This window comes from Micromonospora sp. NBS 11-29, from assembly GCF_002140155.1.
Lineage (GTDB): Bacteria > Actinomycetota > Actinomycetes > Mycobacteriales > Micromonosporaceae > Micromonospora.
Genome location: NZ_NAPR01000021.1, coordinates 21,725 through 44,604 on the forward strand (window position 1 = coordinate 21,725; position 22,880 = coordinate 44,604).

Consider the following 22,880-nt stretch of genomic DNA (forward strand, 5'->3'; position numbering starts at 1 on the left):
GCCGAGCAGACGAGTGGAAGAAGGAGCGGTCCGTGCGCCCAGGTGGACAGCCGAACATGCAGCAGATGCTGAAGCAGGCGCAGAAGATGCAGCAGCAGATCGCCAAGGCCCAGGCCGAGCTGGCCGAGGCGGAGCTGACCGGCACCGCGGGCGGCGGACTGGTCACCGCCACCGTCGCCGGCAGCGGTGAGCTGAAGGCGATCAAGATCGACCCGAAGGCGGTCGACCCGGAGGACGTGGAGACGCTGGAGGACCTGGTCGTCGCGGCCGTGCACAACGCCGCCGAGGCGGCTCGGGAGCTGACCGAGAAGAAGATGGGCCCGGTCGCGGGCGGCATGGGCGGCCTCGGCCTGCCCGGGTTCTGAGCCGGCAGATGTACGAGGGTGCCATCCAGGATCTGATCGACGAGCTGGGCCGGCTGCCGGGCGTGGGCCCGAAGAGCGCCCAGCGGATCGCGTTCCACGTCCTGTCGGCCGATCCGGCCGACGTGAACCGGCTGGCCGGCGCGCTGCGCAAGGTCAAGGACCTGGTCCGGTTCTGCACGACCTGTTACAACGTGGCCGAGTCGGAGCAGTGCCGGATCTGCCGCGACCCACGGCGTACCGACGAGGTGCTCTGTGTGGTCGAGGAGCCGAAGGACGTGGTGGCGATCGAGCGGACCGGCGAGTTCCGCGGGCGCTACCACGTGCTCGGCGGCGCGATCAATCCGCTGGAGGGCATCGGCCCCGACAACCTGCGGATCCGTGAGCTGATGACCCGTCTCGGCAGCGGTACGGTCCGCGAGCTGATCCTGGCCACCGACCCGAACACCGAGGGCGAGGCGACGGCGACCTATCTGGCGCTGCTGGTCAAGCCGATGGGGATCGCGGTGACCCGGCTGGCCAGCGGCCTGCCGGTCGGCGGTGACCTGGAGTACGCCGACGAGATCACGCTCGGCCGCGCGTTCGAGGGTCGCCGGGCGGTCTGAGGCATCCGGCCTCGAGGGTGACCGTTTCCGCCACCCTCGGGGCCGGTCGGTCCCGCACCGACGACCGTTCACGAGGAAGCCTCGTAAGGTGTCGGCTTGATAGCGATTGCCCCTCGCCCGTTCCTCTTCTGTGTGACATGCCATAACCTCCCGCTGACGGACTGAGTCACAGCTCGGGCGTGTACACATGCGCATGACAGAGGTGAGAGATGCAGGCGAGCAGGCTGAAAACGGCCGTGGCCCTCGCGGCCGTGGCCGCCCTGGCGGTCGGTGCGTCCGGCTGCGCCAAGAGCGACCGCGACGAGGACGGTGGTGGGGACGCCAAGACCGGCGGCACCTTCGTCTTCGCCGGAGCCGGGGACCCGAAGAACTTCGACCCGATCTTCAACGACGACGGTGAGTCGTTCCGGCCGATCCGCCAGATGTACGACACCCTCGTGCAGAACAAGCCCGGCACCGCCGAGCTGCAGGGTGCCCTGGCGGAGAGCTGGGAGCACGACCCGGAGGGCAAGGTCTGGACCTTCAAGCTCCGCAAGGGCGTGAAGTTCCACGATGGCACCGACTTCAACGCCGCCGCGGTCTGCTTCAACTTCGACCGCTGGTTCAACATGAAGGGCGCCGCCGCCCAGTCGCAGATGATCTACTACTCGGACGTCTTCGGCGGCTTCGCCAAGAACGAGGCCGAGGGTGTCGGCGACCCGGTCTACAACAAGTGCGAGGCGAAGGACGACGGCACCGCCGTCGTCACGATGAACCAGTACAAGGGTGCCTTCCCGGGTGCCTTCGCATTGACCGCGCTCTCCATCGCCAGCCCCGACGCGCTGAAGAAGTACGACGCCGACGCGGTCAAGCAGAACGGTGACTCGTTCGAGTACAGCGCGTTCGCCAACGAGCACCCGGTCGGCACCGGCCCGTTCAAGTTCGTCGGCTGGGACAAGGCCAAGGGTGAGATCACCCTGGATCGGAACCCCGACTACTGGGGCGAGAAGGCCAAGGTCGACAAGCTCGTCATCAAGATCATCAAGGACGAGAACACCCGCAAGCAGGAGCTGCGGGCGGGCACCGTCCAGGGCATCGACTTCCCGGCTCCGGCCGACCGCAAGGCGCTGTCGGGCGAGGGGTACCAGGTCCTCGACCGTCCGGCCTTCAACATCCTCTACCTCGGCTTCAACCAGAAGAACCCGAAGCTGAAGGACCTGAAGGTGCGGCAGGCGATCGCGTACGCGCTCAACCGCCAGCAGCTCGTCCAGACCAAGGGCCCGGGTGGCACCAAGGTCGCCGACGAGTTCATGCCGGACACCGTGCTCGGCTACGCGCAGGATGTGCAGAAGTACGAGTACAGCGTGGACAAGGCCAAGCAGCTGCTCAAGGAGGCGGGCGCGGAGAACCTGACGCTCAACTTCTACTACCCCACCGACGTCTCCCGGCCGTACATGCCGAACCCGCAGGAGATCTTCACCGTCCTCGCCAACGACCTGCAGGCCGTGGGCATCAAGGTCAACGGTGTGGCCCGCCCGTGGAACGGTGGCTACAAGGACGACGTGCAGCAGTTCGGCAAGCACGACCTGCACCTGCTCGGCTGGACCGGTGACTACAACGACCCGGGCAACTTCGTCGGCACGTTCTTCGGCCGGGGCAAGGTCGAGTTCGGCGACCAGGCCATGACCGAGATGTTCGAGGCCATCGGCAAGGCCGACAGCACGGTCGACGAGGCCGGCAAGAAGACCGCCTGGGAGCAGGTCAACCGCGACATCGCCGCCAAGTGGCTGCCGGCCGTGCCGGTCTGGCACGCCCCGCCGGCCATCGTGGTCACCAAGGACGTCAAGGGTCTCGTCGCCAGCCCGCTGACCGACGAGCGGTTCAACACCGTCAGCGTCGGCTGACGCGTCACCCACCGCTGACGCCCCACGCGGAATCGGCCCGGGCCGGGCTCTCTCTCCCGGCCCGGNGTGTGTGAGAGATGTTGCGAGTCATAGTCCGCCGCCTGCTGCAGCTGGTGGTGACCCTGATAGGGCTGTCCGCGCTGGTCTTCGTCTGGCTGCGGAACCTCCCCGGCGGCCCGGTGGAGGCGCTGCTCGGTGAGCGGGCCACGCCGGAGCGGCGTGCCCTGCTGACCAAGGCCCTCGGCTACGACCAGCCGATCCTGGTGCAGTACGCCAAGTTCATGCAGCGGCTGCTGACCGGCGACTTCGGCAACTCGATCCGAAGCGGCGACCCGGTCACCGAGGTCATCGGCCGGGCCTTCCCGGCCACCGTCGAACTCGCCGCCGCCGCGATGATCATCGCGATCGGCCTGGGCGTGCCGCTCGGCTACCTCGCCGCCCGCCACCGTGGCCGGCTGCTCGACAACCTGAGCATCGGCGGCACCCTGCTCGGCATCTCCATCCCGATCTTCTTCCTCGGCTATCTGCTCAAGGACGTCTTCACCCAGAACATGCACTGGTTCCCGCCGTCCGGCCGGATCAGCACCGGGGTGGACAACACCGACGTCACCGGCTTCTTCGTGCTGGACGGGCTGCTCACCCGGGAGTTCGACGCCACCGGCGACGCGCTGTGGCACCTGATCCTGCCGGCGATCACCCTGGCCACCATCCCGCTCGCGGTCATCGTCCGGATCACCCGGGCCAGCGTGCTCGACGTGCTCAACGAGGACTACGTCCGCACCGCCGAGGCGAAGGGCCTGCGTCACAAGACCATCCGGGGCCGGCACATCCTGCGCAACGGCCTGCTGCCGGTGGTCACCACCATCGGCCTGCAGACCGGCGCGTTGCTCTCCGGCGCGGTGCTCACCGAGCGGGTCTACAACTGGGGCGGCCTCGGCACGTTGATCTACGACTCGATCAGCGGCGGCCGCGACTACCCGGTGCTCCAGGCGCTGATCCTGCTGGCCGCGCTGGTCTTCGTGTTGGTCAACCTTCTGGTCGACCTCTCCTACGCCTTCATCGACCCGAGGGTGCGTGTGCGATGAGCGATCCGATCATCCAGCCCATGGTGGGCCCCCAGCGTGAGAGCGTGGATCCCTCGTCGGTCACGGAGAAGCGCGAGGGCACCCTGCCCCGCGGCATCGACCGGCTCGGCGAGCGCAAACGCGCCCGGTTGGAGCAGTTGGCCCAGGCCACCGCCGACCAGGGCGGCGTGAGCCTGGTCCGGGACGCACTGCGTCGGCTGCGCCGCAACCCGACCGCGATGGTCGGCGCGGGCATCGTGGCGCTCTTCGTCCTGGTCGCGATCTTCGCACCGCTGCTCGCGCCGCACGACCCCGCGCAGCGCTTCGACGAGCTGACGAAGAACCTGACCGTTGACAGCATCCCCGGGGCCAGCAGCGAGTTCCCGCTCGGCTCCGACCCGCTCGGCCGGGACTTCCTCTCCCGGATGATCCACGGCAGCCGCCAGACGCTCTTCGTCGGCGTGCTCGCCACGCTGATCGGACTGATCCTGGGCGTCCTGGTGGGCGCGCTCGCCGGCGCGTTCGGCGGCTGGGTCGACAACATCCTGATGCGCTTCACCGACGTGATGCTGGCCCTGCCGGCCCTGCTGCTGGCGATCAGCCTGGTCGCCCTGGCCAGCCGGTCCAGCCAGTGGACGGTCATCTTCGCGGTGGCCATCGTCAACGTACCGATCTTCGCCCGGCTGCTGCGCGGTTCGATGCTCGCCCAACGGGAGAGCGACCATGTGCTGGCCGCCCGCGCGCTCGGCGTCAAGCGGGGGGCGATCGTGCTGCGGCACATGCTGCCCAACGCCATGACGGCGGTGATCGTGCAGGCCACGCTGACGCTCTCCACCGCGATCCTGGAGGCCGCGTCGCTGTCCTTCCTCGGCCTCGGTGACCCCGACATCAACCGCGCCGAGTGGGGCCTGATGCTCGGCGTGGACGGTCAGCGGTACTTCGAGGTCCGGCCGGAGCTGGCCTACTTCCCGGCCCTCGCGATCATCGTGGTCGCGCTCGGCTTCACGCTGCTGGGCGAGGGCATGCGCGAGGCGATCGACCCGAAGAGCCGGCGGTGACGGCGATGTGCACGACCAAGGACCAGCACGGTGAGGACGTGACCCGATGAGCCTGCTCGACGTACGCGACCTGAGCGTCGTGTTCCAGCGCCGCGGTGAGCGACCGTTCACCGCCGTCGACAAGGTCAGCTTCAGCGTGGAGCCGGGACAGACGGTCGGCCTGGTCGGTGAGTCCGGCTGCGGCAAGAGCGTCACCAGCCTGGCGATCATGGGGTTGCTGCCGCGGCGCGGCAACAAGGTCACCGGCGAGGTGAACTTCGACGGCGCCGACCTGTTGAAGCTGCGTCCGGAGGACCTGCGGGACCGACGCGGCCGGGACATCGGCATGATCTTCCAGGACCCGCTCTCCTCGTTGAACCCGGTCATCCCGATCGGCACCCAGGTGGCCGAGGTGCTCGAACGGCATCGCGGGATGGACCGGAAGGTCGCGTTGAAGGAGGCCCGGGAGCTGCTCGACGCGGTCGGCATCCCGGACCCGACGCGGCGGTTGAAGGAATACCCGCACCAGATCTCCGGCGGGATGCGGCAACGCGCTCTGATCGCCATCGCGCNACCATCCAGGCGCAGATCCTCACCCTGCTCAAGCAGCTCGTGGACGAGACCGGCACCGCGCTGATCATGATCACGCACGACCTGGGCGTGGTGGCCGGGCTCTGCGACACGGTGAACGTGCTCTACGGCGGCAAGATCGTGGAGCGGGCGGAGCGGCACGAGCTGTTCGCCCGGCCCCGGCACCCGTACACGCACGGGCTGCTCAGCTCCGTGCCGAGGCTCGACTCGCCCCGGGGCGAGCGGCTGCACGCCATCCGTGGCTCGGTGGCCGACAACATCCCGTGGACCGAGGGCTGCGCGTTCGCCCCCCGGTGCGACAACGTGGTGGACGCCTGCCTGGACGGGACGCCGCCGCTGGAACCCACCGCGAACGGCGGCGACCTGCGCTGCAACAACCCCGTTTCCGAGGAGGTGGCGGTCCCGTGACCGAGTCGACCGAGCGGACCGGACCACTCGTCGAACTGCGCGACGTCAAGGTCCACTTTCCGATCAAGAGCGGCGTGCTCTTCGACCGGACCATCGGGCACGTCTACGCCGTCGACGGCGTCTCGCTCAGCATCAACCGGGGTGAGACGTACGGGCTGGTGGGTGAGTCCGGCTGCGGCAAGTCCACCCTGGGCCGGGGCCTGCTGCGGTTGGTCGAGCCGACCGACGGCGAGATCGTCTTCGACGGCACCGACCTGCGTGCGCTCAAGGACGAGCCGATGCGCCGGATCCGCCGCCGCATCCAGATGATCTTCCAGGATCCGCTGTCCAGCCTCGACCCCCGGCAGTCGGTCGAGTCGCTGCTGGTCGAGGGCCTCAAGGCACACGACCTGGCGAAGGACAAGGCGGCCGTCGGCAAGCGGCTCCGGGAGGCGCTCGCCGCGGTCGGGCTGCCCGCCTCGGCACTGAGCAAGTATCCGCACGAGTTCTCCGGCGGCCAGCGCCAGCGCATCGGCATCGCCCGCGCGCTGGTGCTCGAACCGGACCTGATCGTCGCCGACGAACCGGTGTCCGCGCTGGACGTGTCGATCCAGGCCCAGGTGCTCAACCTGCTCGACGAGTTGCAGGAGGAGCGCGGCCTCACGTACCTGATCATCGCGCACGACCTGGCGGTGGTCCGGCACATCGCCGACACGGTCGGGGTGATGTACCTCGGCGGTCTGGTGGAGGAGGCGTCCAGCGACGACCTCTACCGGGAGCCGATGCACCCGTACACGAAGGCGCTCATGTCGGCGGTGCCGGTGCCCGACCCGCAGGTCGAGGACCGTCGGGAGCGGATCCTGCTCGCCGGCGACCTGCCGTCACCGGCGAACCCGCCGGCCGGTTGCCGGTTCCACACCCGCTGCCCGTGGGCCCAGCCCACCCGCTGCGCCGACGAGCGGCCCGCGCTGCGCGAGGTGCTCGACGGGCACCGGGTCGCCTGCCACTACGCCGAGGACATCGCCGCCGGCCGGATCCGGCCGCACGAGGTGGAACCGGAGCTGGTCCGGCCGAGCGACGGCACGGCGCCGGGCGACACCGGCGAACTCATCCCGACCCCGTGAACCGAGGACGCGTCGGCCCCACCCGGGGCCGACGCGTCCGGCGGATCAGCCCTCGGGGCGGTTGAGCAGGCCCACCGCGACCGTGTGCACGGCCTCCACCGCGGCCGGCTCGGCCAGCGGCGCGCTGCCGCCGGTCACCGCGTACCACTCGTCGGCGTCCCTGTACTGCACCCGCAGCGTGACCCGGCCGTCGGCGTGCTCGGTGCGCAGCGTCAGGTCACCGGTCACCACGCCGACCTCGTCGGTCATCACCCCGCCGGGACCGGCGGTGATGTCGGCGGTCCGGGTCGCCGGGCCGGTCGACGCGTCCGGCGCACCGGGTGCCGCACCGGCGGGCGCTGCCGGCGCCGCGTCCGCGGACATGCCCGCCCCGGAGACGTCGGCGGGCGCCGGCTGCCGGCCGTCCGCGGTCATCCCCGCCGAGGCCGCACCGGCCGGGGTGGGGTCAGCTTCCGCGGCGTCCTCGCCGGTGGCGTCCGGCGTCCGGTCCGGGGCCGGTGCGCCGTCCGCCCCGGTCACGGCTTGCTCGCCCATGTGCAGCCCTCCAGCATGTCGGTGAGGGCGGCCTTCTCGGCAGTGGTCACCGTCAGCCGCCAGTGGTGCTTGACCGTCACCCAGTCCGCCGCGTACTGGCACCAGTACGACCGGTTCGCGGGCTTCCACTGGGACGGGTCCTGGTCACCCTTTGCCCGGTTCGAGCGTGCGGAAACCGCGATGAGCTGCGGCCGGGTCAGATCGTTGGCGAAGTCGCCGCGCTTCGAGTCGTCCCACTCGTCCGCGCCGGAGCGCCAGGCGTTGGCCAGCGGCACGGTGTGGTCGATGTCCACGTCCGACGGGTCGGTCAGCGCCACCGAGTCGTAGACGCTCTCCCACCGCCCGCCGACCACGTTGCAGCCGGAGAGCTTGATGCCCTCACCGTCGCGCTGCAACACGCTGTCGCGGACGTCGCAGTTCTTGCCGGTGTCCCGCCAGTGCGGGAAACGGGACCGGCTGTAGCCCTTCATCGACCCGGCGGCGGCCACGGTCAGCTGGCCGAGCTGCTGGTTCACGTTCCCAGCCGCGCTCGGCGGCGCGTCCGGCTCGGTGACCGAGGGGTCACAGCCGGCCGCGCCGAGGGCGAGCACCGCGGTGAGCGCGGCGGTCAGCCCGGCTCGGGCTCCTGATCTCGTACGCACAGACGACACCTCTCCAGCTTGCGGGCTCGGGGCGAGTCCGCACAGTACCCGGCGGCGGTTTCTCTGATTCGTGGCGTCGACCGCGGCGCTACGGGCAGAGTGGACAACCGTGACCGCACCCGCTCCCGTCGCGCTGCGTACCGGCTCCGCCGCCGGCCGCGGCACCCTGCTCGCCGCGATCCTCGCCTCCGGCATGGTGTTCCTGGACAGCACCGTGGTCAATGTGGCGCTGCCGCGCCTCGGCGCCGAACTGGACGCCACCGTCGCCGGTCTCCAGTGGACCGTGAACGGCTACCTGCTGATGCTGGCCGCGTTCGTACTGCTCGGTGGCGCGCTGGGCGACCGGTTCGGCCGGCGCCGGGTCTTCCTGCTCGGGGTGGTCTGGTTCGCGGTGGCGTCGCTGCTCTGCGGGCTCGCCCAGGGCACCGGCTGGCTGATCGCCGCCCGGTTCCTCCAGGGCGCGGGCGGGGCGCTGCTCACCCCCGGCTCGCTCTCCGTGCTCCNTCCGGAGTGTCCACCGCGCTCGGGCCGCTGGTCGGCGGCTGGCTGATCGACACGCTCTCCTGGCGGTGGATCTTCTTCGTCAACCTGCCGCTGGCCGTGGGCGTGGTGCTCGCCGCGATGCGCTGGGTGCCGGAGAGCCGGGACGAGGCGGTCTCGCGTACCGGAGGAGGTCGTGGATTCGACGTGGTCGGCGCGGTGCTCGGCGCGCTGGCGCTCGGCGGCGTCACGTACGCGCTCATCGACGCCCCGGCGCAGGGCGCCTCCCCGGCGGTGCTGGGCGCGGCGGTGGTCGGCGTCGTCGCCGTGGCCGTGTTCGTGCTGGTCGAACGGCGGCGCGGGGACACCGCGATGCTGCCCACCGGGCTTTTCTCCAGCCGACTCTTCGCCGTGCTCAACGTCTTCACCGTGGTGGTGTACGCGGCGCTGGGCGGGTTCACCTTCTTCCTCGCCGTCTACCTGCAGAACGTGGTGGGCTGGTCGGCGCTGCTCACCGGCCTGGCCACGGTGCCGATGACGCTGCTGCTGCTGGTCGGCTCGCCCCGGGCGGGCGCGCTGTCGGCCCGGATCGGCCCGCGGCTGCCGCTCACCGTCGGCCCGGTCATCGCCGCGATCGGCCTGCTGCTGCTGCGCCGGGTCGGCCCGGGCGCCTCCTACTGGACGGACGTGCTGCCGGGCGTGGCGCTGTTCGGCGCCGGCCTCACGCTGGTGGTCGCGCCGCTGACCACGTCCGTGCTGGGTGCGGTGTCGGACCGGTTCGCCGGGGTGGCGAGCGGTTTCAACAACGCCGCGTCCAGGGCCGGTGGCCTGCTCGCGGTGGCCGCGCTGCCGCTGCTGGTCGGGCTCTCCGGCACCGGGTACGAGCAGAAGGGCGCGCTGGCCGACGCGTACCGGGGCGCGCTGCTGTGGTGCGCGTGCCTGCTGCTGGCCGGCGCCCTGCTCGCCGCCCTCCTCATCCACCGCCCGAGGGTGAAAGGCGGGGGCCCTTCTTAACGCTTTCGGTAGAGGAGGGGCCCCCTATTAACACACCGCAGGGCTCGCGCCGAGGGTGCGTGTTAAGCGGGGCCCCTTCCTATGCAAAAAGCGTTAAGAAGGGGCCCCGCCTTACACACCTCAGGTGCGGGTGCGGTTGACGGCGCTGGTGACCGCCTTGATCGAGGCGGTGACGATGTTGGCGTCCGTGCCGACGCCCCACACCGTGCGGCCGTCCACCTCGCACTCCACGTACGCGGCGGCCTGCGCGTCGCCGCCGGAGGAGAGGGCGTGCTCGTGGTAGTCGAGCACCCGTACCGCCACGCCCAGCGACTGCAACGCGTTGACGTACGCGTCGATGGGGCCGTTGCCGACGGCGGTGAGTGGCCGGATCTCGCCGCCGAAGCCGACCCGGGCGTCGATCTCGACCTTGCCGTCGACGGTGCCGATGGTGTAGCCGGCCAGCGTGACGGCCGGGTCCACCTGGTGGTCGACCAGGTAGTTGCGGGCGAAGATCTCCCACATGGCGCCCGGCTCGACCTCGCCACCGTCGTGGTCGGTGACGGCCTGCACCACGCCGGAGAACTCGATCTGGAGGCGGCGCGGCAGGTCGAGCTGGTGCTCGGACTTCATGATGTACGCGACGCCGCCCTTGCCGGACTGCGAGTTGACCCGGATGACTGCCTCGTAGGTGCGGCCCAGGTCCTTGGGGTCGATCGGCAGGTAGGGCACGGCCCAGGTGAACTCGTCGACCGGCACACCGGCCGCCGCCGCGTCGGTGTGCAGCGCGTCGAAGCCCTTCTTGATCGCGTCCTGGTGGGAGCCGGAGAACGCGGTGTAGACCAGGTCGCCCGCGTACGGGTGGCGCTCGTGCACCGGGAGCTGGTTGCAGTACTCGACCGCGCGCTTGACCTCGTCGATGTTCGAGAAGTCGATCATCGGGTCGATGCCCTGGGAGAAGAGGTTCAGGCCGAGCGTGACCAGGTCGACGTTGCCGGTGCGCTCGCCGTTGCCGAACAGGCAGCCCTCGATCCGGTCGGCGCCGGCCAGCAGGCCCAGTTCGGCGGCGGCCACGCCGGTGCCCCGGTCGTTGTGCGGGTGCAGGCTGAGCGACAGGCTGTCCCGTCGGGGCAGGTGCCGGTGCATCCACTCGATCGAGTCGGCGTAGACGTTCGGCATCGCCATCTCGACGGTGGCCGGCAGGTTGACGATCAGCTTCCGGTCCGGGGTGGGGTCGACCACCTCGATCACCGCGGAGCAGACCTCCAGCGCGTACTCCAGCTCGGTGCCCGTGTACGACTCCGGCGAGTACTCGTAGTGGATGTCGGTGTCCGGGGTGTGGATCTCGGCGTACTTCTGGCAGAGCCGGGCGCCCTGGGTGGCGATGTCGGTGATGCCGTCGCGGTCCAGGCCGAAGACCACCCGGCGCTGGAGCGTGGAGGTCGAGTTGTAGAAGTGCACGATGGCTCGGTGGGCGCCGCGCAGCGACTCGAAGGTCCGCTCGATCAGGTGCTCCCGGCACTGGGTCAGCACCTGGATGGTGACGTCCTCGGGGATCAGGTCCTGCTCGATGAGCTGCCGCACGAAGTCGTAGTCGGTCTGGCTGGCCGACGGGAAGCCGACCTCGATCTCCTTGTAGCCCATCTGCACCAGGAGCTGGAACATCCGGCGCTTGCGCTCCGGCGACATCGGGTCGATGAGCGCCTGGTTGCCGTCACGGAGGTCCACCGCGCACCAGCGGGGCGCGGCCTCGACGCGGCGGGTGGGCCAGGTGCGGTCGGGCAGCTCGACCTGGAACTGCCGGTCGTACGGGAGGTAACGGTGCACCGGCATGCGGCTGGGACGCTGCTGGGCGAACGGATCGGTGACAGGTTGAGCCATTTCGGAGTGCTCCCTGGAACATGTGGCGTCAGCAGATCGGAAGGTGTCGGCGGGGTGCCGGGCGACGGTGCGCGGCGGTGCCGAGGAGGGGTTCGGATGTGCTGGACGGCGCGAATCAACTCCGCGACGAGGTGCCGGCCGGTCAGGCCTCGTCGCGGCAGCCAAGGAGGAGGAGCGCCTGCCACATGATGACGTCACACTACGTGGTGGGACGGGCGGTGGGAAGGCCGGTCCGGACTATGGGACCCGGTTCACCCGTCAGCGCAGCAGCAGTGCGGCCAGGGGGCGTCGGCGGCGCAGGCCGGTCTCCCGGGCGTACAGGTCCGCGGGGAGCGTGGCCGGGTCGCCGAGCCGGCCGATCGCGGCCACCACCAGCGGACGGACGTCGCCGGGCAGGTCCAGTTCGGTGGCGAGGCGGGCCCGGTCGAGGCGGGTGAGCTGACGGACGTGCAGACCGAGCGCGGTGGCCTGCACGGTGAGGTGGGCGACCGCCTGGCCCAGGTCGTACGCGCTGCGTTCCGGCTCGCCACCGGCGTGCGCGGCGAGCAGCAGGACGGCGGCGTGCCGGGCCCAGCCCTGGTCGCCCTCGGGCAGGCCGACCATGATGCGCTTCCAGGTCTCGTCCTGTCGGTGCCCGACCGCGAACCGCCATGGTTGGGCGTTGCCGGCCGAGGGGGCCCAGCGGGCCGCCTCCAGCAGTGCGGCCACCTCCTCGGCGGTCAGCTCCGCGTCGGGGTCGAACGCGCGCGGGCTCCAGCGGAAGGCGAGCAGCGGGGTCAGATCGGTCATGGGTATATCGTCCCCCGATGCCGGTTTTGTCGGTGAAGTGGGGCGGCAATAATGTGGTCAAGGGCACCCGTAACGGGCAGAGGGTTATGACGGTTCGGGCGTGGGCGCGTCCCGTCCCACCGGCTCACCCTCGGTCACCGCGCCGGCCAGCTCGACCGTCGCCGGTGCCCGGCCGGGCTCCCCGACCAGCATGAGGGTGCCGAAGGCGGCGCGGACCGCCACCGGGGTGCCGTCCTCCCGGAAGCAGTAGACCCCCACGTCCAAGGGCGCGTTCAGCGAGGCCGAGGTCGAGTCGACCGCGTAGCACCGGCCGGTGACACCGGGCAGCGCCGAGGCGGGGGAGACCGCGAGTGGCGCCCGCCGGTCGGTGAGCACCTCCAGCCAGTCGGTGAACGGGTGCTGCACCCGGGGATCCAGCCGGCGGGGCACCGCGTCGTCCGCGTCGCCGAGACGTACGCAGCCGGCCGGCTGCGTCCAGCCGGCCGAGGGCAGCGCGCACTGGAAGAGCCCGTCCGAGGTGGCGGCGAGCGAGACGTCCACCGTGCCGTCCCGCCCCCAGCCGGGCACGTCGACCCGCCAGCTTCCGTCGTTCGCGCTGGTCACCGCGACCGGGCGGGCGGTGCCCCGGCCGGGCGCGAAGGTGTACGTGGCGGTGAGGTGCCGATCCTGCGCGGCGGCGGCCAGCCCGGCCAGCTCGTCCCGGGCGGCGTCGACCTGCACCGGCACCGGATCGTCGGTGCCGGTCGGGGACACACCCGTCGGGCCGTCGGCGCAGGCGGCCAGCATCGCCGGCAGGGTGAGCGCGAGTACGCCGGCCAGCCGCCGGGCCGCGCGTCGATGAGCGTGCACCAGGCCATTCTGCGCTGCCGTGGCGGCTCCGGTCAGCCCGCCGTACGGTTGTACTGGTTGGCGTGCCGCCTGCTCCGCCGGGCCGGTGAGCCGTCCCACCTCGGGCCGGATGGTGGGATCACCCGACCCGGCCGCGCGGGCCGCCCGATACCCTGAGGAGGTCTGACACGCGCGCCGCCGGACCACCGACCCGGCGGCGTCGGCACGCTCAGGGTCATCGCTGGGAGGGGAGCGCACCGTCGTGGCACTCGTGGTGCAGAAGTACGGCGGGTCCTCCGTCGCCAACGCCGAGCGGATCAAGCGGGTGGCCGAACGCATCGTGGGGGCCCGCAAGGCGGGCGACGACGTGGTCGTGGTGGTCTCCGCCATGGGCGACACCACCGACGAGCTGCTCGACCTGGCCAACCAGGTCAGTCCGCTGCCGCCCGGCCGCGAGCTGGACATGCTCCTCACCGCCGGAGAGCGGATCTCCATGGCGCTGCTCGCCATGGCCATCCACAACCAGGGGTACGAAGCTCGCTCGTTCACCGGTTCGCAGGCCGGCGTGATCACCACCTCGGTGCACGGCCGGGCGCGGATCATCGACGTGACCCCGGGGCGGCTCAAGGGCGCGCTGGACGAGGGCGCGGTGGTCATCGTCGCCGGCTTCCAGGGCGTCTCGCAGGACACCAAGGACGTCACCACGCTCGGCCGGGGCGGCTCGGACACCACCGCCGTGGCGCTCGCCGCCGCGCTCCACGCGGACGTCTGCGAGATCTACACCGACGTGGACGGCATCTTCACCGCCGACCCGCGGATCGTGCCCAACGCCCGGCACATCAGGCAGATCACCTACGAGGAGACGTTGGAGCTGGCCGCCTGCGGCGCGAAGGTGCTGCACCTGCGCAGCGTCGAGTACGCCCGGCGCGCGGGGTTGCCGATCCACGTCCGTTCGTCATACTCGACCAACACCGGCACGATGGTCACCGGATCGATGGAGGACCTTGCTGTGGAACAGGCACTGATCACCGGCGTCGCCCACGACCGCAGCGAAGCGAAGATCACCATTGTCGGGGTGCCCGACGAGCCGGGCGCCGCCGCCCGGATCTTCGACACCGTCGCCGGCGCCGAGATCAACATCGACATGATCGTGCAGAACGTGTCGACCGAGGGCACCGGCCGCACCGACATCTCGTTCACGCTGCCGAAGGCCGACGGCCCGACCGCGATGGCCGCGCTCAACAAGATCCAGGAAGCGGTCAAGTTCAAGGGCCTGCTCTACGACGACCACGTCGGCAAGGTCTCCCTGATCGGCGCCGGGATGCGCTCCCACCCGGGCGTCGCCGCCGGCTTCTTCGCCGCGCTCGGCACCGCCGGCGTCAACATCGAAATGATCTCCACCTCCGAGATCCGGGTCTCCGTGGTCTGCCGCGACACCGACCTGGACAAGGCGGTCAAGGCCATCCACGACGCCTTCGAGCTGGGTGGTGACACCGAAGCCGTCGTCTACGCCGGCACCGGGCGGTAACGCCGATGGCGTCGCTGCCCACCCTCGCCGTGGTCGGGGCGACCGGTGCCGTGGGCACCGTGATGTGCCAGATCCTCTCCTCCCGTCGCAACGTGTGGGGCGAGATCCGGCTGATCGCCTCCGAGCGCTCGGTCGGCCGGCGGGTGCCGTGCCGGGGCGAGGAGCTGACCGTCCGGGCCCTCACCGCCGACGCGTTCGACGGCGTCGACGTGGCGATGTTCGACGTGCCGGACGCCGTCTCGGCCGAGTGGGCACCGGTCGCGGTGGCGCGCGGCGCGGTGGTGGTGGACAACTCCGGCGCGTTCCGGATGGACCGGGACGTCCCGCTGGTGGTGCCCGAGATCAACCCCGATCAGGTACGCGACCGGCCGAGGGGGATCATCGCCAACGCCAACTGCACCACCCTGGCGATGATCGTGGCGATCGCCCCACTGCACCGGGAGTACGGCCTGCGTGAGCTGGTGCTCGCCTCCTACCAGGCGGTCTCCGGGGCGGGGCAGGCCGGCGTGGACACGCTGCACCTCCAGCTCGGCAAGGTCGCCGGGGACCGCATGCTCGGCTCCCGCGCCGGTGACGTGCGCCAGGCGGTCGGCGACGAGTTGGGCCCGTTCCCGGCGCCGCTGGCGCTCAACGTGGTGCCCTGGGCGGGTTCGCTGGCCGACGGCGGCTGGTCCTCCGAGGAGTTGAAGCTGCGCAACGAGTCGCGCAAGATCCTCGGGCTGCCCGACCTCAAGGTCTCCGCCACCTGCGTACGGGTGCCGGTGGTGACCGGGCACTCGGTCGCCGTGCACGCGGTCTTCGCCACCGAGGTGGCCGCCGAGGGCGCCCGCGAGGTGCTGCGCAACGCCCCAGGCGTGATCCTGGTCGACGACCCGGCCGCCGGGGAGTTCCCGATGCCGATCGACGCGGCCGGCACCGACCCGTCCTGGGTCGGCCGGATCCGTCGCGCGGTCGACGACCCTCGCGCCCTCGACCTCTTCGTGACCGGCGACAACCTCCGCAAGGGCGCCGCCCTGAACACCGCCCAGATCGCCGAACTCCTGGCCAAGGAACTGACCCGCTGACCCACCCCGTCCCCCAGCCGCGTCGATCTTGCACTTGCCGCCCCGGCAAACCGTGCATATGCCGCATCACATGGGCCGAAAGTGCAAGATCAACGGGCGGGGGCGGGTTGGGCGGCGGAGAGGTGGACGCCGTCTCGGCCGTGGCGCTTCACCGCGTAGAGGGCCTGGTCGGCTCGGTGCAGGGTGCGTTCGGGGGACTCGCCGGGGCGGGGCAGGGCGATGCCGACGCTGATCGTCCGGCCTAGGCGGCGGGCCGCCTCGGTCAGCCGCTCGGCGATCCCGACCGCCTCCTCCGGACGGCTCACCTCGATCACCGCGACGAACTCGTCACCGCCGGTCCGGTACAGCTCGTCGCCCTGCCGCAGCGCGCCCTCCAGCGCCCGGGCCAGCCCCACCAGCAGGCGGTCGCCGGCCTGGTGGCCGTACGTGTCGTTGACGGTCTTGAATCCGTCGACGTCGATCGCCAACAGCGCGGTACGCCCCGGCGTCACCCGGGCGATCCGCTGCCCGAACGGGCCGGTGTGCCGTAGCCCGGTGAGCGGGTCCGAGCTGGCCTGCTCGCGCAGCCGCGCCAGCGTACGCAGCCGGTCGAGGCAGGTCCACGCCTGCCCGGCCAGCAACTCGATCAGGTTGACCGTGGTGGGGTCGGGTCGCAGCAGCCGTTCGTCGGCGACCAGCAGCACGCCACCGTCGGACGGCGTACCGACCGGCACCGCCACCAGCGTGCGCGCCCCGGCCCGGGTCAGCGGCAGGTACTCCTCGGTCGGCGGATGCCCCGCCTCGCCCAGCGTGTACGCCGAGCCGTACCGGTGGGCGCGGTCGATCATCCGGGCCAGCGCGCCCGGACCAGCGTCGGCCAGCTCGGCCCGGATCCGGGCCTCCAGTTCTCCCGGCGTGACGGTGGGCGCGCCCAGCCGCGGCCCACGCGGGCCGGTGAGCACCACCACGGCGGCGGAGAGCTCCGACACGTCGAGGGCCGCGACGATGGCGGCGGTCATCAGGTCCCAGTCGGTCGGGGCGGCGGTGAACGTGGCGGCGTGCCGGAGCAGCTTCTCGCTGCGGCTCTCGGCCGGCGGCCCGCCGAGCGCGGCGATCCGGGCGCCGAGCCGGTCGGCCAGCCGCTCGGCGGTCTCCCGCCACCGGCCGAGCGCGACCGGGTCGCTCCACTGGAGGTCGAGCACGCCGATCGGGTGGCCGGCCGGGTCGCGTACCGGCACGCAGAGTTCCACGGTGACGTCCGGCCGGACCGGCAGGTAGTCGGGGTCGGCGGTGACGTCGGGCACGGCGGCGGTCTCGCCGGAGGCGTAGACCCGCCGGACGACCGACGGTTCCGGCCGGTGCCGGGCCGGCGGGGCGCCGTCGGCCGTCGCCGGCACATGGGAGAAGACCTGCCAGGCGCCGGTGGCCGCGACGCACCGGAGGCGGTCGTGGACCCGCAGCAGGACCGTGGCGGTGGCCGGGGTGTGCCGGGCGAGCGCGGCGACGGTCGACTGGCACGCCTCGGGCACGGTCGACGCCGTGGGAAGGCGCACCGTGACGTCGCGCAGAACTCGCTCGTGATCCACGTCGTTCCTGCTCGCAGGGGGTCGGGGCGCGATCAAGAGTACTCAGCGCGGCCGGCCACGACCTTCGTACACATGTGCTATCCACAGGCTGTGGACACCGCCTGTGGGCTGCGCGGCACCGGCCGGCGGCGCTAGCGTGAAGGTCCCGGGCCCGAGGAGGCGCCGATGCTCATCGCCCAGCTCAGCGATCCGCATGTGACCACCGGTCCGCTCGCCGCCGAGCCGGCCGCCGGGCTGCACCGGGCGCTCGGCACGGTGCTCGCCCTGCGCCCCCGGCCGGAGTGCGTCGTGATCACCGGTGATCTCACCGGCAACGGCCGGCCGGACGAATACCTCGCCCTCCGCGAGATCGTCGGCCGGTTCCCGTTGCCGGTCCACCTGGCCATCGGCAACCACGACGACCGCGAGTCGCTGCTCGACACGTTCGGCGGCACCCCCCACCTGGCCGGTGGGTTCTCGGCGCACTACCACGTCGACCACCCGGACGCCACGCTGGTCGTGCTCGACTCGCTCACCCCGGGCGGTTCCGGCGGGCGGCTCGGTGACGAGCAGCTCGACTGGCTCGACGGGGTGCTCGCCGGCCGGCCGGAAGCGCCCGCCGTCGTGTGCCTGCACCATCCGCCGGTCGCGGTGGGCCTTCCGGCCGCCGACGCGATCGGGCTCGCCGACGCCGACGCGCTCGCCGCCGTCCTCGGCCGGCACCCCCATGTCGTACGCGTCGCCGCGGGTCACCTGCACCGCGCGGTGACCAGCGCGTTCGCCGGCACCGTGTTGACCGTCGCGCCGAGCACCTGGGTGCAGGCGAGCCTGACCTTGACCGAGGACGAGCAGGTCGGGTGGGTCGCCGAGCCGACCGCGTTCCTGCTGCACCGGGTGGCCGACGGCGGCTGCGTCACCCACACCGTCCAGGTCAGCCACGCCGCCGGGAAGACCTGCGGGTTCTGACGGCGGCACCGGTGCGGCTCCTCTGGTACGTCGCCTACGGGTCGAACCTGCACGCCGCACGGCTCGACTGGTACCTGCGCGGGGGACGCCCACCCGGCGGGCTGCGCACGTACCCCGGTTGTCGGGACTGCCGACCGCCGCACCGGACGGTGGCGGTGTCGATCCCCGGCGGGGTCTACTTCGCCGGCGAGTCGCGGGCCTGGACCGGCGGCATGGCCTTCTACGACCCGGGGTTGCCCGGTCGGGCGGCGGCCCGCGGCTACCTGGTCACGGTCGAGCAGTTCGCGGACATCGCGGCCCAGGAGATGTACCGTCCGCCCGGCGCGGACCTGGCCGGCATCCTCGCAGCGGCCGGGAGCGGCCGGGCCACGCTCGGGCCGGGCCGCTACGAGACGCTGCTGCGGGTCGGTGAGCGCGACGGCCTGCCGATGCTCACGTTCACCGCGCCGCACCGGGCGGTCGAGGTGCCCTGGGCCCGGCCGGCGCCGGTCTATCTGGCCATGCTGGCGCGCGGGCTACGGGAGGCGCACGGCTGGGACGTCCCGCGAACCGTCGACTATCTGGCGGGCCGGCCCGGCGTCGCCGGACGGTGGAGCCGGGCGGCGCTCCGGGCGCTCGTCGCCGCCGCCCATGGTGGGCCCGCAGAACCGCCCTCCGGCGCTCGGGTCGAGTTCGGACAGTCCTCCCGAAATGCCGGACCGTCGGGCACGATTGGCCGTTCGGCCGTCGATGGATAGCCCGGCGGGAGTTTTTCCGAGGTAGAAGGTTGCCAGGGCAATGTTTTCCGCGTGACATGAGCGTCGACGTCGGCTCCCTGGTCCCTGGGGGCCGACGTCCTCCTGATCCGACCTCGCACGCTTGCGCCGTGCGGTAATTCACCTGACCGCCATGTCGGACTCGTCGGTCAGACCGGTACGGGTCGTTCGGCCCATCCAGGATTCCTCACGCCACCCAGGTCGACCCGCGGGCCGGTGGATGAGAAGCTACCCCCGACGGGGCGGCGTTCCCCCGAGTGCCGCCTTCCGCGATCGACCCCTGTCACGGCACGGATCAGGGTCGCCGGGCGAACCATCGTCCGGACAACCACGCGCCGGTTTCTCACGAGGAGTTCCATGTCCGTCCCCGGGATGCGCCGCCGGGCCGCCGTCGGCCTGGCCGCACTCGCCGCGACCGCCTTCACCGCGGTCACCGTCACCCCCGACCAAGCCGAGGCCCGTCCGAAGCCGATCGACGTCCAGCTGCTCGCGATCAACGACTTCCACGGCAACCTGGAGCCGCCGACCGGCTCCAGCGGCACCATCGACGGTCAGCCGGCCGGTGGCGCGGAATACCTGGCCAGCCACCTGAAGGCCATGCGTGCGGCGGCCCAGCAGCAGGGCAAGGGCACCGTCACGGTCGCCGCGGGTGACCTGATCGGCGCCTCGCCGCTGCTCTCCGCCGCGTTCCACGACGAGCCCACCATCGAGGAGATGAACCTCGCCGGGCTGGAGTTCGCCAGCGTCGGCAACCACGAGTTCGACGAGGGCGCGACCGAGCTGCTGCGCATGCAGCGCGGCGGCTGCCACCCGGTCGACGGTTGCGCCGACGGCACGCCGTTCAAGGGCGCGAAGTTCACCTACCTCTCGGCGAACGCGTTCAAGACCTCGACCGGCCTGCCGCTGATGCAGCCGTTCGGCATCAAGATCGTCAAGGGCGTGCCGATCGGCTTCATCGGGATGACCCTGGAGGGCACCCCGAACATCGTCAGCCAGCAGGGCGTCGCCGGGCTGCGCTTCACCGACGAGGCCGACACCGCCAACAAGTACGCCAAGATCCTGAAGCTGCTCGGCGTCAAGAGCATCGTCGTGCTGCTGCACGAGGGTGGCGTGCAGAACGGCGGCGGCATCAACGACTGCACCGGCTTCAGCGGCCCGATCGTCGACATCGCCAACCGGATGGACCCGTCCATCGACGCGATCGTCAGCGGGCACAGCCACGCCGCGTACAACTGCAACATCAACGGCAAGCTCGTCACCAGCGCCAGCTCGTTCGGCCGCCTGGTCACCGACATCAACCTGAAGATCGACCCGCGGACCCGGGACGTGGTCAGCGCGTCGGCCAACAACGTCGTGGTCACCCGGACCGTCGAGAAGGACCCGGCCTCGACCGAGCTGATCAACCGGTACAAGACCGCGCTCGGCCCGGTGGCCGACCGGGTGGTCGGCGAGACCACCGAGGCGATCACCAAGACCCAGGAGAACCTGTACCAGACCGGGGTCGACGCCAACGGCAAGCCGACGTACCAGACCGGTGAGTCGCCGCTGGGCAACCTGATCGCCGACGCGCAGCTCGCCGCGACCGACAACGAGCAGAACGCCGTCGCCGCGTTCATGAACCCCGGCGGGGTACGCGCCGACGTCGACGCCGGCCCGGTCACCTACGCCGAGGCGTTCACCGTGCAGCCGTTCGCCAACAACCTGGTCACGCTGGACCTGACCGGCGCGCAGCTCTACTGCATGCTGGAGCAGCAGTTCACCGTGGCCCGGGTGCTCTACGCGTCGTCGACCGTGCACTACGTCGTCGACGTCAACGGCACCACCGCGCCGGTCGGCACGCCGTGCGCCGGCACCCGGGTGGTCCGGGGCAGCCTCACCATCAACGGCACCCCGGTGACCGACACCGCGACCTACCGGGTCACGGTGAACAACTTCCTCTCCGGCGGTGGCGACGGCTTCAGTGTCCTGCCCGGCGGCACCAACGCGGTGACCGGTCAGATCGACCTGGACGCCTTCACCGCGTACCTGACCGCGAAGTCGCCGGTGTCCGCGCCGGCGCTGGACCGGATCCAGACCACCGCGGAGGTCCCCGCCGCCTGACGGCGAAGCATTGAGGACGGGCCCCGGAGCGTTGCTCCGGGGCCCGTTCGCGTCATCCCGGCCGGGACCACGCCCGGCACCCGGTCTGCCATGCTGGCCCGGTGACCACGACCTGGCGTCATCTGCCCGCCCCGGCCCGCGAGATCGCCCTGACCGCCACCGATGCGGTCGCCGCCGCCCGGGCGCGGGACGCCGACGCGTACGCGCCGGCCGTGGAACGGCTCGCCGCCGCCGACCGGGCCGGGCTGGTGCTCGGCGGCGTGGTCCGGCTGCTGCTGGAGGAGGGACACCCGGACGGGCTGGACGGCGACGACGTACGCCAGGTGTTGGTGCACTGCGCCCGGTCGGCCGCGACGTGGTGGCCGGAGGTCGACCCGCATGTGCTGCTGGTGCTGCTGGCCGGCGCGCTCGGCGTCTACGACCCGGGCGACGACGAGAGCCCGCCGGAGCCGGCGGCGGTCGCCCGGCACGCCCCGCTGCTCGTCGCCGACCTGCTGGCGGTCACCGGGCGTCCGTTCGCCGACTACCTGAGCGCGGCGTTCGCCGAGGTCGCCCGCACCGAGCTGCACGACTGACCGGCCGGGCGGCTCACGGGCTCGCGGCGGCGTCTCCGGTCACGGGCTGGCGGCCAGGAAGACGAACGCGGCGAGCAGCACCAGGTGCACCCCGCCCTGGAGCACGGTCGCCCGCCCCGGCACCACGGTGAGCACGCCGGTCACCGCGGTCAGCGCGAGCAGCGCCATCTGCGTGCCACCCAGGCCCAGCAGCAGCGGGCCGTCCAGCCAGATCGAGGCGACCGCGATGGCCGGGATGGTCAGGCCGATGCTGGCCATGGCCGAGCCGAGCGCGAGGTTCAGGCTGATCTGCACCCGGTCCCGCCGGGCCGCCCGCGCGGCGGCCAGCGTCTCCGGCGCCAGCACCAGCAGGGCGATGACCACACCGACGAACGCCTGCGGCAGGTTGGCCGCCTGCACGGCGGTCTCGATCGCCGGGGAGATCGTCTTCGCGTCGCCGACCACCGCCACCAGCGCCACGATCAGCAGCGCCAAACTGGCCAGCGCGGTACGCGTGGACGGCGGTTCGGCGTGCCCGTCGCCGTCCCGATCCTCCGCCATGATGCTGCCCTCCTGGGTGACCGGGAGGAAGTAGTCACGGTGCCGGCCGGTCTGCACCATCACGAACAGCAGGTAGAGCGCGAGCGAGGCGACCGCCGCGAAGGCGAGCTGGGCGGGGGAGAACTCCGGACCGGGCCGGGCGGTGGTGAACGTCGGCACCACCAGGCTGAGCGTGGCGAGCGTGGCCACGGTGGCCAGCGCCCCGCCGGTGCCCTCCGGGTTGAACACCGCCACCTGGCGGCGCAACGCACCGAGCAGCAGGGCCAGGCCGAGGATGCCGTTACAGGTGATCATCACGGCGGCGAAGACGGTGTCCCGCGCCAGCGCCTGCGTCTTGTCACCGCCGCTGATCATCAGGGTGACGATCAGACCGACCTCGATCACGGTGACCGCGACCGCCAGCACCAGCGATCCGAACGGCTCACCCACCTTGTGCGCCACCACCTCGGCGTGGTGGACGGCCGCCAGCACGGCGACCGCGAGCAGCGCGGCCACCACGAAGATGAGCACGCCGGGCAGCTCCCGCCCCCAGGTGACCACGAGCAGGAGTACGGCGACGAGCGGGACGACGGTGGTCCAATCGGTCAGGCGGGATCGGATCATCGCTGG

Annotated in this window: 19 protein-coding genes and 2 pseudogenes; 14 read left to right on the forward strand and 7 right to left on the reverse strand. The window is 71.7% G+C overall.

Annotated elements, in window-relative coordinates; genetic code table 11:
* Positions 1–56: 56 nt before the first annotated feature.
* The 7 genes and pseudogenes from B1205_RS23290 to B1205_RS23320 all read left to right on the forward strand — a co-directional run bounded on the left by B1205_RS23290 (position 57) and on the right by B1205_RS23320 (position 7,053).
* Positions 57–365 (forward strand): YbaB/EbfC family nucleoid-associated protein, encoded by a 309-nt coding sequence (locus tag B1205_RS23290; protein WP_217809865.1) that lies wholly within the window; start codon positions 57–59, stop codon positions 363–365.
* A gap of 8 nt (positions 366–373) precedes the next feature.
* Positions 374–967, forward strand: coding sequence for a recombination mediator RecR (gene recR, locus B1205_RS23295; protein ID WP_089157553.1), 594 nt, complete (start codon positions 374–376; stop codon positions 965–967).
* 209 nt (positions 968–1,176) lie between these two features.
* A complete protein-coding gene (locus B1205_RS23300) occupies positions 1,177–2,850 on the forward strand; it encodes an ABC transporter substrate-binding protein (RefSeq protein ID WP_089157554.1) in 1,674 nt (557 codons plus the stop codon).
* Positions 2,851–2,927: 77 nt separating this feature from the next.
* Positions 2,928–3,935 carry an ABC transporter permease gene (locus B1205_RS23305; RefSeq protein WP_089157555.1) on the forward strand — a complete coding sequence of 336 codons (1,008 nt, stop codon included), beginning with the start codon at positions 2,928–2,930 and terminating at the stop codon, positions 3,933–3,935.
* The gene (locus B1205_RS23310; RefSeq protein WP_254910147.1) at positions 3,932–4,972 is read left to right on the forward strand and encodes an ABC transporter permease; all 1,041 of its coding nucleotides are present in this window, start codon (positions 3,932–3,934) and stop codon (positions 4,970–4,972) included. The genes B1205_RS23305 and B1205_RS23310 overlap by 4 nt, the downstream gene beginning before the upstream one ends.
* A gap of 46 nt (positions 4,973–5,018) precedes the next feature.
* Positions 5,019–5,950: pseudogene (locus tag B1205_RS23315) on the forward strand (ABC transporter ATP-binding protein).
* Complete coding sequence (locus tag B1205_RS23320) at positions 5,947–7,053, forward strand: ABC transporter ATP-binding protein (RefSeq protein WP_089157556.1); 1,107 nt, start codon at positions 5,947–5,949, stop codon at positions 7,051–7,053. The pseudogene B1205_RS23315 and the gene B1205_RS23320 overlap by 4 nt, the downstream one beginning before the upstream one ends.
* 45 nt (positions 7,054–7,098) lie before the next feature.
* On the opposite strand, the gene B1205_RS23325 is transcribed toward B1205_RS23320, so the two are convergent.
* Positions 7,099–7,587: a hypothetical protein gene (locus B1205_RS23325; protein ID WP_089157557.1), complete on the reverse strand. Its 489-nt coding sequence runs from the start codon at positions 7,585–7,587 to the stop codon at positions 7,099–7,101.
* A complete protein-coding gene (locus B1205_RS23330) occupies positions 7,569–8,228 on the reverse strand; it encodes an HNH endonuclease family protein (protein WP_089157558.1) in 660 nt (219 codons plus the stop codon). Before B1205_RS23330 ends, B1205_RS23325 begins: the two co-directional genes overlap by 19 nt.
* A gap of 109 nt (positions 8,229–8,337) precedes the next feature.
* Here B1205_RS23330 and B1205_RS23335 point away from each other — a divergent pair.
* Positions 8,338–9,722: pseudogene (locus B1205_RS23335) on the forward strand (MFS transporter).
* A 120-nt stretch (positions 9,723–9,842) separates the two neighbouring features.
* Here B1205_RS23335 and leuA read toward each other — a convergent pair.
* The 3 genes from leuA to B1205_RS23350 all read right to left on the reverse strand — a co-directional run bounded on the left by leuA (position 9,843) and on the right by B1205_RS23350 (position 13,220).
* Positions 9,843–11,582 carry a 2-isopropylmalate synthase gene (gene leuA / locus B1205_RS23340; RefSeq protein WP_089157559.1) on the reverse strand — a complete coding sequence of 580 codons (1,740 nt, stop codon included), beginning with the start codon at positions 11,580–11,582 and terminating at the stop codon, positions 9,843–9,845.
* Positions 11,583–11,840: 258 nt separating this feature from the next.
* Positions 11,841–12,371, reverse strand: coding sequence for a nitroreductase family protein (locus B1205_RS23345; protein WP_089157560.1), 531 nt, complete (start codon positions 12,369–12,371; stop codon positions 11,841–11,843).
* An 84-nt stretch (positions 12,372–12,455) separates the two neighbouring features.
* Complete coding sequence (locus B1205_RS23350) at positions 12,456–13,220, reverse strand: hypothetical protein (protein ID WP_254910148.1); 765 nt, start codon at positions 13,218–13,220, stop codon at positions 12,456–12,458.
* Positions 13,221–13,461: 241 nt separating this feature from the next.
* Between B1205_RS23350 and B1205_RS23355 the strand changes: the two genes are divergently transcribed.
* Entirely contained in the window at positions 13,462–14,727 is a 1,266-nt protein-coding gene (locus B1205_RS23355; protein WP_089157561.1) for an aspartate kinase, read from the forward strand.
* 5 nt (positions 14,728–14,732) lie between these two features.
* Complete coding sequence (locus tag B1205_RS23360; RefSeq protein WP_089157562.1) at positions 14,733–15,791, forward strand: aspartate-semialdehyde dehydrogenase; 1,059 nt, start codon at positions 14,733–14,735, stop codon at positions 15,789–15,791.
* A gap of 89 nt (positions 15,792–15,880) precedes the next feature.
* Here the strand turns inward: B1205_RS23360 and B1205_RS23365 are convergent, their stop codons facing one another.
* Complete coding sequence (locus tag B1205_RS23365; RefSeq protein ID WP_089157563.1) at positions 15,881–17,356, reverse strand: GGDEF domain-containing protein; 1,476 nt, start codon at positions 17,354–17,356, stop codon at positions 15,881–15,883.
* A gap of 165 nt (positions 17,357–17,521) precedes the next feature.
* Here B1205_RS23365 and B1205_RS23370 point away from each other — a divergent pair, with 165 nt between their 5' ends.
* The 4 genes from B1205_RS23370 to B1205_RS23385 all read left to right on the forward strand — a co-directional run bounded on the left by B1205_RS23370 (position 17,522) and on the right by B1205_RS23385 (position 21,731).
* Positions 17,522–18,301, forward strand: a complete 780-nt coding sequence (locus tag B1205_RS23370; protein ID WP_089157564.1) for a phosphodiesterase — start codon at positions 17,522–17,524, stop codon at positions 18,299–18,301.
* An 11-nt stretch (positions 18,302–18,312) separates the two neighbouring features.
* A complete protein-coding gene (locus tag B1205_RS23375; protein ID WP_254910149.1) occupies positions 18,313–19,038 on the forward strand; it encodes a histone deacetylase in 726 nt (241 codons plus the stop codon).
* 375 nt (positions 19,039–19,413) lie between these two features.
* Positions 19,414–21,156 carry a bifunctional metallophosphatase/5'-nucleotidase gene (locus B1205_RS23380; protein WP_089157565.1) on the forward strand — a complete coding sequence of 581 codons (1,743 nt, stop codon included), beginning with the start codon at positions 19,414–19,416 and terminating at the stop codon, positions 21,154–21,156.
* A 101-nt stretch (positions 21,157–21,257) separates the two neighbouring features.
* Positions 21,258–21,731 (forward strand): hypothetical protein, encoded by a 474-nt coding sequence (locus B1205_RS23385; RefSeq protein ID WP_089157566.1) that lies wholly within the window; start codon positions 21,258–21,260, stop codon positions 21,729–21,731.
* Positions 21,732–21,770: 39 nt separating this feature from the next.
* Here the strand turns inward: B1205_RS23385 and B1205_RS23390 are convergent, their stop codons facing one another.
* On the reverse strand, positions 21,771–22,874 hold the full coding sequence (locus B1205_RS23390; protein WP_089157567.1) for a calcium:proton antiporter: 1,104 nt from the start codon (positions 22,872–22,874) through the stop codon (positions 21,771–21,773).
* Positions 22,875–22,880 lie beyond the last annotated feature (6 nt).

What these genes read in the sequence shown, in the direction of transcription:
- B1205_RS23290 (WP_217809865.1), top strand. Translation starts at nt 57, where the DNA reads ATGCAGCAGATGCTGAAGCAGGCGCAGAAGATGCAGCAGCAGATCGCC.
- recR (WP_089157553.1), top strand. Translation starts at nt 374, where the DNA reads ATGTACGAGGGTGCCATCCAGGATCTGATCGACGAGCTGGGCCGGCTG.
- B1205_RS23300 (WP_089157554.1), top strand. Translation starts at nt 1,177, where the DNA reads ATGCAGGCGAGCAGGCTGAAAACGGCCGTGGCCCTCGCGGCCGTGGCC.
- B1205_RS23305 (WP_089157555.1), top strand. Translation starts at nt 2,928, where the DNA reads ATGTTGCGAGTCATAGTCCGCCGCCTGCTGCAGCTGGTGGTGACCCTG.
- B1205_RS23310 (WP_254910147.1), top strand. Translation starts at nt 3,932, where the DNA reads ATGAGCGATCCGATCATCCAGCCCATGGTGGGCCCCCAGCGTGAGAGC.
- B1205_RS23325 (WP_089157557.1), bottom strand. Translation starts at nt 7,587, where the DNA reads ATGGGCGAGCAAGCCGTGACCGGGGCGGACGGCGCACCGGCCCCGGAC.
- leuA (WP_089157559.1), bottom strand. Translation starts at nt 11,582, where the DNA reads ATGGCTCAACCTGTCACCGATCCGTTCGCCCAGCAGCGTCCCAGCCGC.
- B1205_RS23345 (WP_089157560.1), bottom strand. Translation starts at nt 12,371, where the DNA reads ATGACCGATCTGACCCCGCTGCTCGCCTTCCGCTGGAGCCCGCGCGCG.
- B1205_RS23360 (WP_089157562.1), top strand. Translation starts at nt 14,733, where the DNA reads ATGGCGTCGCTGCCCACCCTCGCCGTGGTCGGGGCGACCGGTGCCGTG.
- B1205_RS23370 (WP_089157564.1), top strand. Translation starts at nt 17,522, where the DNA reads ATGCTCATCGCCCAGCTCAGCGATCCGCATGTGACCACCGGTCCGCTC.
- B1205_RS23380 (WP_089157565.1), top strand. Translation starts at nt 19,414, where the DNA reads ATGTCCGTCCCCGGGATGCGCCGCCGGGCCGCCGTCGGCCTGGCCGCA.
- B1205_RS23390 (WP_089157567.1), bottom strand. Translation starts at nt 22,874, where the DNA reads ATGATCCGATCCCGCCTGACCGATTGGACCACCGTCGTCCCGCTCGTC.